13 protein-coding genes are annotated in these 12,829 nt (G+C 68.8%); 12 read left to right on the forward strand and 1 reads right to left on the reverse strand.

The genetic code is table 11. From position 1 onward, the window contains the following. On the reverse strand, window positions 1-286 hold a 286-nt coding region (gene mce, locus Q0480_RS06145), incomplete at its 3' end, for a methylmalonyl-CoA epimerase (protein ID WP_299131507.1). 210 nt (window positions 287-496) lie between these two features. On the opposite strand from mce, the gene Q0480_RS06150 reads away from it, so the two are divergent. The 12 genes from Q0480_RS06150 (at window position 497) to cysE (ending at window position 12,740) form a co-directional block, all read left to right on the forward strand. Then, window positions 497-1,303 carry a sugar phosphate nucleotidyltransferase gene (locus Q0480_RS06150; RefSeq protein ID WP_299131508.1) on the forward strand — a complete coding sequence of 269 codons (807 nt, stop codon included), beginning with the start codon at window positions 497-499 and terminating at the stop codon, window positions 1,301-1,303. Next, complete coding sequence (locus tag Q0480_RS06155) at window positions 1,281-1,922, forward strand: PIG-L deacetylase family protein (protein WP_299131509.1); 642 nt, start codon at window positions 1,281-1,283, stop codon at window positions 1,920-1,922. Before Q0480_RS06150 ends, Q0480_RS06155 begins: the two co-directional genes overlap by 23 nt. A gap of 137 nt (window positions 1,923-2,059) precedes the next feature. Continuing rightward, window positions 2,060-3,475 carry an exopolysaccharide biosynthesis polyprenyl glycosylphosphotransferase gene (locus Q0480_RS06160; RefSeq protein ID WP_299131510.1) on the forward strand — a complete coding sequence of 472 codons (1,416 nt, stop codon included), beginning with the start codon at window positions 2,060-2,062 and terminating at the stop codon, window positions 3,473-3,475. Window positions 3,476-3,602: 127 nt separating this feature from the next. After that, a complete protein-coding gene (locus Q0480_RS06165; protein ID WP_299131511.1) occupies window positions 3,603-3,830 on the forward strand; it encodes a DUF2934 domain-containing protein in 228 nt (75 codons plus the stop codon). 204 nt (window positions 3,831-4,034) lie between these two features. Then, window positions 4,035-5,099 (forward strand): ChuX/HutX family heme-like substrate-binding protein, encoded by a 1,065-nt coding sequence (locus Q0480_RS06170; RefSeq protein WP_299131512.1) that lies wholly within the window; start codon window positions 4,035-4,037, stop codon window positions 5,097-5,099. Then, window positions 5,096-5,941 carry an ABC transporter substrate-binding protein gene (locus tag Q0480_RS06175; protein ID WP_299131513.1) on the forward strand — a complete coding sequence of 282 codons (846 nt, stop codon included), beginning with the start codon at window positions 5,096-5,098 and terminating at the stop codon, window positions 5,939-5,941. The genes Q0480_RS06170 and Q0480_RS06175 overlap by 4 nt, the downstream gene beginning before the upstream one ends. An 18-nt stretch (window positions 5,942-5,959) precedes the next feature. Continuing rightward, entirely contained in the window at window positions 5,960-6,973 is a 1,014-nt protein-coding gene (locus tag Q0480_RS06180) for an iron ABC transporter permease (RefSeq protein ID WP_299131519.1), read from the forward strand. Further along, window positions 6,973-7,749: a heme ABC transporter ATP-binding protein gene (locus Q0480_RS06185; RefSeq protein ID WP_299131514.1), complete on the forward strand. Its 777-nt coding sequence runs from the start codon at window positions 6,973-6,975 to the stop codon at window positions 7,747-7,749. Before Q0480_RS06180 ends, Q0480_RS06185 begins: the two co-directional genes overlap by 1 nt. 178 nt (window positions 7,750-7,927) lie before the next feature. Continuing rightward, entirely contained in the window at window positions 7,928-9,934 is a 2,007-nt protein-coding gene (locus Q0480_RS06190) for a TonB-dependent receptor (protein ID WP_299131515.1), read from the forward strand. A 28-nt stretch (window positions 9,935-9,962) separates the two neighbouring features. Further along, a complete protein-coding gene (locus tag Q0480_RS06195) occupies window positions 9,963-10,910 on the forward strand; it encodes a hypothetical protein (RefSeq protein ID WP_299131516.1) in 948 nt (315 codons plus the stop codon). Window positions 10,911-11,182: 272 nt separating this feature from the next. Continuing rightward, entirely contained in the window at window positions 11,183-11,800 is a 618-nt protein-coding gene (locus tag Q0480_RS06200; protein ID WP_299131517.1) for a YceI family protein, read from the forward strand. A 121-nt stretch (window positions 11,801-11,921) separates the two neighbouring features. Next, the gene (gene cysE, locus Q0480_RS06205) at window positions 11,922-12,740 is read left to right on the forward strand and encodes a serine O-acetyltransferase (RefSeq protein WP_299131518.1); all 819 of its coding nucleotides are present in this window, start codon (window positions 11,922-11,924) and stop codon (window positions 12,738-12,740) included. The last annotated feature ends 89 nt before the right edge of the window (window positions 12,741-12,829 follow it).

Below are 12,829 nucleotides of genomic sequence, written 5' to 3' on the forward strand. Positions count from 1 at the left end.
CGACGAGTTGGTCGCGCGCCGCGTGGATATCCTCGACCTCGTAACAGATGTGGTGTATTCCGCCGGACGGGTTCTTGGCGAGGAAGCCCGTGATCGGGGAGCCTTCGCCCAAAGGATGCAGAAGCTCGATCTTGGTGTTCGGCAGGTCGATGAAGACGACGGTGACGCCGTGATCGGGTTCTTCCTGGGGCGCGTGGACCTCGGCGCCGAGCGTGTCGCGATACTGGGCGGCGGCGGCCGCGAGGTCCGGGACGGCGATGGCGACGTGATTGAGGCGACCGATCATGGGGAAACTCCTCGCTGCGGGGCGGGTCAGGAGTAGGAGGATTCGCCCGGGCAGGCAAGAACCGAGGTCGGGGGCGCCGCGGGGGCTGGCAATGTCCTGCCCGAACGTGAGAATACCGACTCGAAATTTTGTGCGGAACGGCTAAGATCGCCCGGATTGTGTTGCATGTTCCACGCCAAGGGCCGGCATGGTCGGTCAAGAGGAAGCGATATGAAGGTTGTGCTGTTTTGTGGTGGAATGGGAACACGCCTCCGCGAGTATTCGGAGCGGATTCCAAAGCCGCTGGTGCCGATCGGGGGCTTGCCCATCATCTGGCACATCATGCGGTACTACGCGCATTTCGGGCACAAGGACTTCATCCTCTGCCTCGGCTACCAGGGCGAGGCCTTCAAGAAGTTCTTCCTTGAATATAACGAGGCGCTGACCAGCGACTTCGTGCTCGATCAGGGCGGCGCCAATATCCACGTGCTCAATCCCGAGCAGAAGGACTGGCGCATCACTTTCGTCGACACCGGTCTGGAGACCAACATCGGCGGGCGCCTGCTGCGCGTGCGCAAGCATCTGCAGGGCGAGAAGATGTTTCTCGCCAACTACGCCGACGTGCTGACCGATGTCGATCTCAACGTGATGCTGCGCAACTTCCAGTCGTCGGACGCGGTTGCCGGATTCTGCTGTGTTCCGCCGCCTTATTCGTTCCATCTCGTCAAGGTGAACGACCAGAATCGGGTCTCGAGCATGATGAACGTGCGGGATTCGGGCATGTGGATGAATGGCGGCTACATGATGCTGCGCGACGAGATCTTCGACCATCTCAAACCCGGCGAGGAACTGGTGGTCGAGGGGTTCGACCGGCTGATCAAGTCGAACCGGCTCTATGCCCATATGCATGACGGATTCTGGATGCCGATGGACACTTTCAAGGAAAAGCAGGCCCTGGACGATCTCTGGGCGCGTGGCACCACGCCCTGGCAGGTCTGGAAAATGCGCGGCGACGATGCTCGGCCTGCGGTGGCCTGACCCCGCGACCATCCTCTGCGTTGGAGCGCATAGCGACGATATCGAGATCGGCGCGGGCGCGACCATGCTGCGGATGGTGCGCGAATATCCGAAAGCGCGGGTGGTCTGGGTCGTGCTGGCCGCCGGCGGCCAGCGCGGCGAGGAGGCGCGGGCCAGCGCCGAAGCCTTTCTGCGGGACGCGGGGCGGGCGGAGATCGTGCTCCAGACCTTTCGCGACGGGCATTTTCCGGCGCAATGGGTCGAGATCAAGGCGTTCTTCGAGACGCTGAAGCGGTGGGAGCCGGACCTGGTGCTCTGTCACTATGGCCGCGACCTGCATCAGGATCACCGGCTGGTGTCGGAACTGGCCTGGAACACGTTTCGCGATCATCTGATCCTCGAATACGAGATCCCGAAATATGACGGGGGCCTCGGCTCGCCGAATTTCTTCGTGCCGGCGTCGGTGGCGGATACCGACCGCAAGATCGAGTTGCTGACCACCTGCTTCGCCAGCCAGGCGGGCAAGCACTGGTTCGAGGACCTGACCTTTCGCGGACTGATGCGGTTGCGCGGCCTCGAATGCTGCGCGCCGGAGCATCTGGCCGAAGCGTTCTACGCGCGAAAGATCCGGTTCGGCTGACCCCCGCGGCACCGGCGCCGCCCGTCGGATCGCACGGGATTTAGGCTTATTCGAAGCATTTTCGCGCCGGTTCCATAAGCCGCGCTTAACGACGCCGGGCCTAGAGCCTTCGTATCTCGGGTGCGAAAGGTGAGGGGATGGATCAGGTCGGAGTATTGTCGATCGGCGCGCACACGGTTGCGCGGGGGTTGCGGCGGGCGTCGCTGGCGCCGGGGTCGATCGCCGCGCTGGTGGCGATGCTCGACTTCGTGGGCATGACGCTCGGGCTCTGGTTCGACGGCTATTTCTCGGCGCCGGTCGAGCCGCCGGCGAGCGCGATCTGGATGTCGGCGGCGGCGGCGGCGGGCGGTGTCGCGCTGCTCTGGAGCACCGGCGCCTACCGGCTGGACGCGCTGCGGCGTTTCCGGCGCAGCGTGCTCAAGTTGCTCATCGTCGGGTTCGCCCTGACGCTGTTGTCCGGCGACACGCTCGCGGTCACCCCGGTGCTGGCGGTGTTCCTGGTGCCGGCCCGCGCGCTCGGCGCGGTCCTCGTCGGGGTCGCGCTTGATTTCGGGCTGACCGAAAGGCGCGCGGTGATGATCGGCGGTGGCTTTCGCACATCCGAGGTGATGCGGGCGATGGCCGCCGCGCCGGGCAATGATATCCGTGTCTTCGGCATTTTCGACGACCGCTCCGACGAGCGCTCGCCGGGCGTGGTCGATGGCGTGCCGAGGCTCGGGACGGTGAGCGATCTCGTCGCCTTCGCGCGGACCGCCGAGATCGACATGCTGATCGTTACCTTGCCGCTCACCGCCGAGGCCCGTATCCGCCAGATCCTGAAGGCGGTCGCGGTGCTGCCGCTCGACGTGCGGCTCGCGAACTTTTCCAACGATCCCGCGTTTCGCCGCCGGGCCGGCGCGCCCGCCGAGGGCGGACTGATCGAGCTGGTCTCGCGCCCGCTGCGCGATGGCGAACTGGCGCTGAAGCGGGTGCTCGATGTCGTGGGGGCGAGCGTCGCGATCCTGCTCCTGTCGCCGATCTTCATCCTGACCGCGCTTACCATCCGGCTCGACTCGCCGGGACCGATCCTGTTCCGGCAGCCCCGGCACGGCTATAATCACAAGCCGGTCGCGGTCTGGAAATTCCGCTCGATGTACGCCGCGGACTGCGATCCGACCGCGCGCCGGATCGTGACCAAGGGCGATCCCCGGGTGACGCGGGTCGGGCGCCATATCCGCCGCTGGTCGATCGACGAACTGCCGCAGCTGTTCAACGTGCTGGCCGGCGATCTGTCGCTGGTCGGGCCGCGGCCGCACGCGCTCGCCGCCGTCTCGAGCCGGCAGGAAGCCTTCGAGGAGATCGTCGAGGGCTACGCGGCGCGCCACAAGGTCCGCCCCGGTGTGACCGGCTGGGCGCAGATCAATGGCTGGCGCGGCGAAATCGACGATCCCGACACGCTGCGCCACCGCGTCGAGCACGACCTGCACTATATCGAGAACTGGTCGATCTGGATGGATTTGCGGATCCTTGTCATGACTCCGTTTCGGCTACTTGACGGGAACGGCGCCTATTGATCAGGCAACCGGCGATTTTCGGCGCCGTTCGGGGCGGAAGTCCACAACCCAGACTTGAGTTGCTTTCCGACCCCTGACATGTTGCGCGCGGGGAAGATACCCCGCGAGCAACAGGAGGATGCAAGGCATGTCCGAGGATATCCTGGACCGGATCCGTCAACGCGCGCATGCGATCTGGGAGGAGCAGGGCTGCCCCGACGGGATGGCGGAGGCCCATTGGAACCAGGCCAGCGCCGAGATCGGCGCGGCGGCGACGCCCGCCCCGCGCAAGAAGAAGGCCGTGGCCGCGACCGCGACCGAGGCCCCTGCCAAGCGCCGCGCGGCGCCGAAGGCGAAAGCCGCCGCGAGCGCCTGACCGAAGGCCGGCGCCCTCCGGGACCTGACCGGGGGGCCGCGCCGAACGGTGCCGTGACACCTGGCACCGCCCGGCGCCGCGGAGCGGCTGTTGCGTGAGCCGGCGCGCTCGACTATCCCTGAACGCAGAGCTGCTATCCAGCATGGGCGCCCCTTTCCGGGGGTCTCGGCAAGAGAGGCAATCCTTTTTTTCGCCGGGGGCCGCATGACCGAAGCCAGACGTTTCGATTCCGCTGGATTGCGCGCCGCGCGCGCGGACAAGCCGAAAGCCCGCGACCGCGATCTCGCCCAGGAGCTTGGCGTCTCCGAGGCCGAGCTCCTCGCCGCGCATGTCGGCCATGGCGCGACCCGGATCGCCGCGCATCCCGACCGGATCATGCCCGAGCTCGCCGCTTTCGGCCCGCTGATGGCGCTGACCCGCAACGAATCCTGCGTCATCGAGAAGACCGGGGTCTATGCCAACTATTCCGGCGGCGGTCATGCCGGGCTCATCGCCAATGGCGAGATCGACCTGCGCTTCTTCCCGGCGCACTGGATCACCGGCTTCGCGCTGGAGCGCGAGACGGCCGCCGGGCTCCGCCGGTCGATCCAGCTGTTCGACGCGGCCGGCGACGCGGTGCACAAGATCTTCCTGACCGACGCGTCCGACGCCACGCTCTGGGAGCCGTTCGTCGCGGGCCTTCGCGAGGCGGAGCAAGGCGAGACCCTCGCCGTCGCGCCGCGCGCGCCGGTCGAGGCGCCGTTCGGCAATCCCGACCGCGCGGCGGATCTGCGCGACCATTGGGGCCGGATGACCGATACGCACCAGTTCCTGAGCCTGGTCAGCCGGTTGCGCATGAACCGGCTCGGCGCCTATCGCATCGCGGGCGAGCCCCTGGCCCGCCGGCTCGCGCCCGAGGCGGTGACCCGCGCGCTGGAGGCGGCGGCGGCCGGCGAGGTGCCGATCATGATCTTCGTCGGCAATCGGGGCTGTATCGAGATCCACGGCGGACCGGTTCGCAACGTCGTCGGCATGGGGCCCTGGATCAATGTGCTCGATCCCGGGCTCGACCTGCATCTGCGTCAGGACCATGTCGCCGAGGTCTGGGCCGTCGACAAGCCGACCCGCCGCGGGCCGGCGGTCTCGATCGAATGTTTCGACGCCGAGGGCGGGCTGATCGCCCAGATCTTCGGCGTCGGCAAGGCGGGCCCCGACGCCATCGCCGCCTGGCAGGCCGTGGTCGATGCTCAGCCGACGGCGAGGACGGAGCCGGCCGAGGCGTTGCGATGATCCGGCCCGCGATGATCCGCTTTGGCGCGCTCGTCCTGCTGCTCGGCGGGACGGCGGGCGGGGTGGAGGCCGCGCCGGAACGGGTGCTGGCGATCGGCGGCTCGATCACCGAGATCGTCTATGCGCTCGGCCAGTCGGACCGGCTGATCGGCCGCGACAGCACCTCGACCTGGCCGCCGGAGGCGCTGGCCTTGCCCGATCTCGGCTATATGCGCGCCCTTTCGCCCGAGGGCGTGCTGTCGGTGGCGCCGGATCTGATCCTCGCCGATGTCGATTCCGGCCCGCCCGAGGCGGTCGCCGCGATCGAGGCGGCGTCGGTGGCCTATGTCGAAGTGCCGTCGGACGAGAGCCCGGAGGGGGTCGCGCGCAAGATCGAGGTCGTCGCCGACGCGCTCGGCGTGCCGGCGGAGGGCGCGGCGCTCGCCGGCCGCGTCGAGGCCGAGATCCGCGCCGCCGCCGATGCCCCGGCGCCGACGCATCCGCGGGCGATCTTCCTGCTGTCCGTCGAGGGCGGGCGGCTGATGGCGGCGGGCGGCGGCACCGGCGCCGAGGCGATGCTGCGGCTGGCGGGGGCGGAGAACGCCCTGACCGGCTTCGACGGCTACAAGCTCGTCTCGGCCGAGGCGGTGCTCGCCGCCGCGCCGGAGGCGGTGGTGATGATGGACCGGGGCGGCGGCCATGGCGCCAGCGCCGAGACGCTGTTCGCACTGCCCGGCCTCGCCGGCACGCCGGCGGCCGAGGCCGGGCGGCTCATCAGGATGGACGGCCTCCTGCTGCTCGGCTTCGGGCCGCGCACCGCCGAGGCGGTCACGGCGCTGCGCCGGGCGCTGAACGAAGGCTGAGCCTTGGCCGGTTTCGCGATGCATGACGCGGACGCCCGTCCGCCGCTGGCGCTGGTGCTTGGGCTCCTCGGCCTCGCGCTCATGCTCGCCGCGCTCGTCGGCCTGCAGGTCGGCGCGTCCGGCGTCTCGGCGCTCGGCGCGCTGTCGGGGGCGGAGCTCAGCCCGCGCGAGCGGCTGATCCTCTGGGACATCCGCCTGCCGCGGCTGATCCTCGGCGCGCTGGTCGGGGCGGCGCTCGCGGTCTCGGGCGCCGTGCTGCAGGGCCTGTTTCGCAATCCGCTCGCCGATCCCGGAGTGGTCGGCGTGACCGCCGGCGCCGGCCTCGGCGCGGTGCTGGCGATCCTCTTCGGCGGCGCGGTGGTCGCCGGCCCCTGGCTGGTGCCGATCGCGGCCTTCGCCGGCGGCTGGATCACCACGATGGCGCTCTACCGCGTCGCCACGCGCGACGGCCAGACCTCGGTCGCGACGTTGCTTCTCGCCGGGATCGGCGTCGCCGCGCTGGCCGGCGCCGGCACCGGACTCGTGCTGTTCGTCGCCGACGACACCCAGTTGCGCGACATCACCTTCTGGAGCCTCGGGTCGATGGCCGGGGCGACCTGGGGCAAGCTCGCCGTCGCCGGGCCGATCATCGCCGTCGCCCTGGCCGCCGCGCCACTGCTCGCCCGCGGCCTCGATGCGCTGGCGCTGGGCGAGGCGGCGGCGATGCACCTCGGCATCCGCGTCGAGCGGCTGAAATCCGGCGCCATCCTGATCGCCGCCGCCGCGACCGGCGCCGCCGTTGCCATTTCCGGCGGCATCGCCTTCGTCGGTATCGTCGCGCCGCATCTCTTGCGCCTGACCATCGGCCCCGGCCATCGCGCGTTGCTGCCGGCCTCGGCGCTGCTCGGCGCGACTTTGCTCCTGCTCGCCGATCTGGTCGCCCGCGTCGTGGTGGCGCCGGCCGAGCTGCCGATCGGCATCGTCACCGCGCTGGTCGGCGCGCCGATCTTTCTCTGGCTGCTGCTCGGCCGCCGCGGCTTCGGGGAAATCTGATGCTGAGCGCCAGCGGCGTCACCGTCGATCTGGGCGGTCGCCCGATCCTCCGCGATCTCGGCTTCGAGGCCGCGCCGGGCCGGCTGACCGCGATCGTCGGGCCGAACGGCTCGGGCAAGACCACGCTCCTGCGGGTGCTGACCGGCGAGATCAGGGGCGCCGGCCGCGTCACGCTCGACGGCGAGGAAATCGCGCGCCTCGCCCATTGGCGCCTGGCACTCCGCCGCGCGGTCCTGCCGCAGGCGGCGCGGCTCGCCTTTCCCTTCACCCTGCGCGAAGTGGTGGCGATGGGCCTCGCCGCCGGCGCGTCGGCCGGTCGGCATCGGGTGATCGACGAGGCGCTCGACGCCGTCGATCTCGCCGCGCGCGGTGGCGCGAGGTTCGCCACCCTTTCGGGCGGCGAGCAGGCGCGCGGCCATCTCGCCCGCGCCCTCGCCCAGGTCTGGGAGCCGGTGGCGGACGGCAAGCCCGCCTGGCTGCTGCTCGATGAGCCGGTCGCGAGCCTCGACATTGGCCACCAGCTCCTCGTCATGCGCTGCGTCGCGGCCTATGCCCGGCGCGGCGGCGGCGTGGTCGCGGTGATGCACGACCTCAACCTGACCGCGATGTTCGCCGATCGCGTCGTCCTGCTCGACGGTGGCGGCGTCGCGGCCGCCGGAACGGCGGCGGAGGTTCTGACCGACGCGCTGCTCGGCGGCGCCTATCGCGCGCCGCTGCGCGTCAACCGCGCGCCGCCCGATGGAGGGGTGTTCGTGCTGCCGCAGGCGGCGCTCTGACGGCGTCGCGCCACCTACGTGGTCGCGTTGGTTGACCGAAAAAATCAGGAATGATACGCCTCTCGCCGGGTAACCCGCGATGGGGGTGGGGTCAGCCGCGTGTCCGCGAAGGGATGCGCGCGCGCCGTCACTCCCTGGCCAGTCACACCGATCCCCTTTCGACTGGACCGATGAGATCATGCGCCCGTTCTCGCCGCCGCTCCGTCCGTGTCCGCGCCTAGGCTGCGCGGCGCTCGTGCTCGTCTGCGGAACGCCGATCGCGGCGCAGGACATGGAGGCGGCGGATGGGGGCATGACCCTCGACCCGATCGTCGTCACCAGCTCGACCGTCGGCGGCGCGGCCAACGGTGGCGGCAATGCCTCGATCGTCGAGCGCGACGCGCTGCTCGGCACGTTCCAGGGCGCGGATCTGCCGGCCGTGCTCAATACCATCCCCGGGGTCACCACCGAGACCACGCCCGGCGATCCGGCGATCGCGGTCAATATCCGGGGATTGCAGGGCAATGGCCGCGTCGTCGTCACCATCGACGGCGCCCGCCAGAATTTCGCGCGGAGCGACCACGGTCCCAACGGCACCTTCGTCACCGATCCCGAGATGCTGCGCTCGATCGAGGTGGTGCGTGGTCCGGCCGGAACCGATGCCGCGACGGGCGCCATCGGCGGCACGCTGGCGCTCCGCACCGTCGAGGCGGGCGACCTGATCGCGCCCGGCGAGACCCAGGGTGGCGAGGCGCGGCTGCGCTATGGAACCCTGACCGAGAGTCCGACCGCGCATCTCGAATATGCGCGGCGGATCGGCGCGGCCAGCGATTTCCTCGTCGCCTTCACCCGCGCCGATGTCTCGGACTACCGCGCCGGCGACGGCACGGAGGTCAACGCGGCCGAGACCAATCTCTCCGGCCTGGGCAAATTCTCCTTCGCCACCGACGACGGCCAGGCGCTGACCTTTTCCTATTCCCAGCTCCAGTCGAGCTTCCGCACCGGCGAATTCAGCGGCACCCCGCGCGACAACGACCTCGTCACCGGCAACGCGGTGCTGAACTACGTCCATGACGGCGGCGGCCCGGTCACCGGCGATCTGACGCTGTTCCGCACGGTGACGACTGTCGATCAGCAGTTGCTCGACGATTTCGATTTCCGCCCCATCGGGCCGTCGCGCTCCTACGAGACCGTCACCAATGGCCTGCGCGGCTCGGCCGAGACCGACTTCGCGCTCGGCGCCACCGACCATGCGCTGACCTTCGTGCTCGACGCGTTCGGCGATGACGTCACGGTCGATGATCCGACGGCGCTCGGAGGTTCCCTCAGCCCCTCCGGCCGGCGGTGGGTCGGCTCACTTCTCGCGCAGGATGCGATCGACCTGACCGAGACGTTTCAGGCGATCATCGGCTTGCGCGCTGACGACTACCGCCTCGAAAGCGATGACGGCGACGCCTCGGGCGCGCAGCTCTCGCCGTCGCTGACCCTTCGCAAGCAGGTCGGTGGCGTGGCGACGCTCCATGCGACGCTCGCCAAGGCGTTCCGCCCGCCGACCCTGTCGGAAACCCTGGTCAACGGCATGCATCCCGAGCCGGCGGATTTCTACATCCGGCCGAACCCCGAGCTGAAACCGGAGAGCGCGCTCACTTCGGAGATCGGCGCGACCCTCGCCTTCGCCGATCTTTTCCGGTCGGGCGACGCGCTGACCGCGCGGGCCGCGATCTATCGCAACGATGTGAAGGACTATATCGGCCTCGTCGAGCGCGGCACCTTGTTCGACCCCTACATGCAGTACGACAACATGGAGGAGGTGCGGATCGAGGGGGTCGAACTCGAGATCACCTATGACGCCGAGCGGCTGTTCGGCGGCCTGTCCGGCCAGCTGATCCAGGGCACCGACCTCACCACCGACGCGCCGGTCTCCGGCATCGCGCCGAACCGTCTCGTGCTGACCGGCGGCTTCCGCGACGCGGCGAAGGTGCTGGAGGCCGGTGCCCGCCTGACGCTCGTCGGCGAGCGCGAGGACGGCACGCTGACCAGCGACGCCTGGCAGACGCTGGATCTGTTCCTGACGCGCCAGATCGGCGCGCGCGGCGTCTTCGGCCTCGCGCTCAACAATATCACCAACCAGACCTACACCCAGTATCTCAACACCCAGCCATCGCCAGGTTTCAACGCACTGGCCTCGTTCTCGATCGTCTTCTGATCGAGGCGAGGCCGCAGGAGAGTCTTATATGACCGTCAAGATCACCCTCGCCGGCAAGTCGGGCGTCGATTTCAACAAGGAATACGACGCCTTCTTCAAAGGCTTCGCACCCAGTGGCTCGCCGCTGTTTCTCGGCGAGAGCGAGGAGGAGACGACCCAGATCGTCCATCTCGACACGCCGGTGACCGGCAAGGAGAGCGCGGCCCGCGCCGTCCTGCTCGATGGCGACGATTTCCTCTATACCTTCTCCAACCACACGATCAGCGGCGAGATCGACAAGGTCAGCCTCGTGACCCTCGGCGACGCCTATGACAAGGATACCGGCGATCTCGATCTGAACGGCGGGGTCGTGACGACGGCGACGCCCCACATCACCTTCTCGGGGCTCGATATCGAGAACGAGCCCGGTGTCGCCGGGCCGGTGCACAAGATCGTCGCCGGGATGATGGGCGGAGGGCCCTCGGGCACCGCCGCCGATCCGGCCGCGCTGACCAAGGTCCTGTTCGGTGAGGCGCAGAGCCTCGTCGGCTCCGCCGGCGACGACAAATATTCGGGCACGCGCTTCGGCGACACGATTCGCGGCATGCGCGGCGATGACACGCTGTCCGGGCGCGGTGGAGCCGACAAGCTGATCGGCGGACTTGGCGCGGACCGGTTGACCGGCGGGTCGGGCGCCGACCAGTTCATCTTCCAGACGGTGGCCGAGACCAGGGGCGACAAGATCCGGGATTTCGACTCGGCGGAGAACGATCTCATCCATCTCTCGAAGATCGACGCCAACGAGGATGCCCGCGGCAACAACCGCTTCAGCTTCATCGGCGACGATGCCTTCAGCGGCGAAGCGGGCGAGCTGCGCTTCAAGTCCGGTGCCAGCGGCACAACCGTCTATGGCGATACCGATGGCGACGGCCGGGCGGATTTCAAGATCCTGCTGGTCGGCGACCATGATCTGAGCGCGGGCGACTTCATCCTCTGAAAGCCGGCGCGGGGGTGGGCGATCCGCCCATCCCCACCGATGCCCGAGGCGGGTCCAGCGTGCCGCCAAACTCCCGGCCCCGCGCGCGGACCTGGCGCGCCTGGATCCCGCTTAGGAAAGTTTTAGGAGCGCGCGACCGGGGTTAGCAACCAATTAGGATGCCCGGTGACATCCGCGCGGGTAGATCCCTTCGCAGCGGCGGGGATGGTCCTCGCCCTTCAAGGCGGAGACGCCGACCGGGCGTTTCCCGAGACGAGAAAGCGAGACCTTCCATGCCGCGCTCCATCCTTCTGGCCCTTGCGATCGCCGGTTTCGGCCAGGCCGTGAGCGCGACCACGCCGCCGGGCACGCCGCCCGCGCCGGCCGGCGTCTATGTCGCCGATCCCGCCCATACCAGCGTCGCCTGGAGCCTCGATCATTCCGGCCTGTCGCACTGGACGGCGCGGTTCGTCGGCGCCAAGGCGGTGCTCGACTGGAAGCCGGAGGAGCCGGCGGCCTCGACGCTGCGGGTCGAGATCGATCCGCGTTCGCTGCGCACGGACTTTCCGTTTCCCGAGGAGACCGATTTCGACGGCATGATCGCGGGCAGCGAGGACTTTCTGGCCGGCAAGCCGATCGTCTTCGTCTCCGACAGCATCGAGGTGACGGGCGAGAACACCGGGCTCGTCCATGGCGACCTGACCATGCGCGGCGAGACCCATCCCGCGACGCTGGCCGTCACCTTCAATGGCTCGATGGCCGAGCACCCGTTCGCCAAGGTGGCGAAGGTCGGTTTCTCGGCGACGGCGAGCTTCGACCGGTCGGACTGGGGGCTCGACACGCTGGTGCCGTTGATCGGCGACCGGATCGACGTGACGATCGAGACCCAGTTCATGCCCGAGGGGTCGTGAGGCGCGCCGCGGGGCGCCGAACCGCGCGTCGACCCCGCGGAGCAAACCTTGCCGGAACACTGGCCTTGATTTTTGCCGGCGGCTGAGCGACCTAACCTGCGAGGAGCTCAAGAGGTCAGAAGTGGCACAGGTCAAGGCGAACGTCGCCAGTCTCGATCCGGTCTGGACCATGATCCGTCGCGAGGCGGAGGATGTGGCGCGCAACGAGCCGTTGATGGCGAGTCTGGTGCACGCGGGGGTGCTGCATCACGCGAGCCTCGAGCGGGCGCTGAGTTATCGGATCGCGCAGAAGCTCGCCTCGCCCGAGATGAGCGAGCTTATCCTGCGCGAGATCGCCGACGCGGCCTATGGCGAGGAACGCGCGCTCGGCGTCGCGGCGCGGGCCGACATCATGGCGGTCTATGAACGCGATCCCGCCTGCCACCGCTATATCCAGCCCTTGTTGTTCTTCAAGGGTTTCCAGGCGCTGCAATGCTATCGCATCGGCCATTGGGTCTGGACCCAGGGCCGGAGCGACATGGCCTATTTCATCCAGATGCGCACCTCCGAGGTGTTCGGGGTGGACATCCATCCCAATGCGACGATGGGGAATGGCATCCTGATCGACCATGCGCATTCGATCGTGATCGGCGAAACCGCCGTGGTCGGCGACAATGTCTCGATGCTGCATTCCGTCACGCTCGGCGGAACCGGCAAGGAGGACGGCGACCGGCATCCGAAGATCGGCAATGGCGTGCTGATCGGAGCGGGGGCGGCGGTGCTCGGCAATATCAGGGTCGGCGGTTGCAGCCGGATCGCCGCGGGCTCGGTGGTGCTGGAGGAAGTGCCGCCCTGCAAGACCGTGGCCGGTGTTCCGGCCCGGATCGTCGGCGACGCCGGCTGCGTCGAGCCGTCGAAGATGATGAATCATATCCTGGGAAGCCATCCGGACGATTTCTGACCGCCCGGAGGGTTGCCCGCGTCGGGTCTCATAGCAAATCCGTTTGATTGCTTCGCCTTCGCCCTTCCCGCCCCGACCTCGCGTAGCCG

Origin of the sequence: uncultured Amaricoccus sp., from assembly GCF_937891315.1 — a bacterium.
Lineage (GTDB): Bacteria > Pseudomonadota > Alphaproteobacteria > Rhodobacterales > Rhodobacteraceae > Amaricoccus.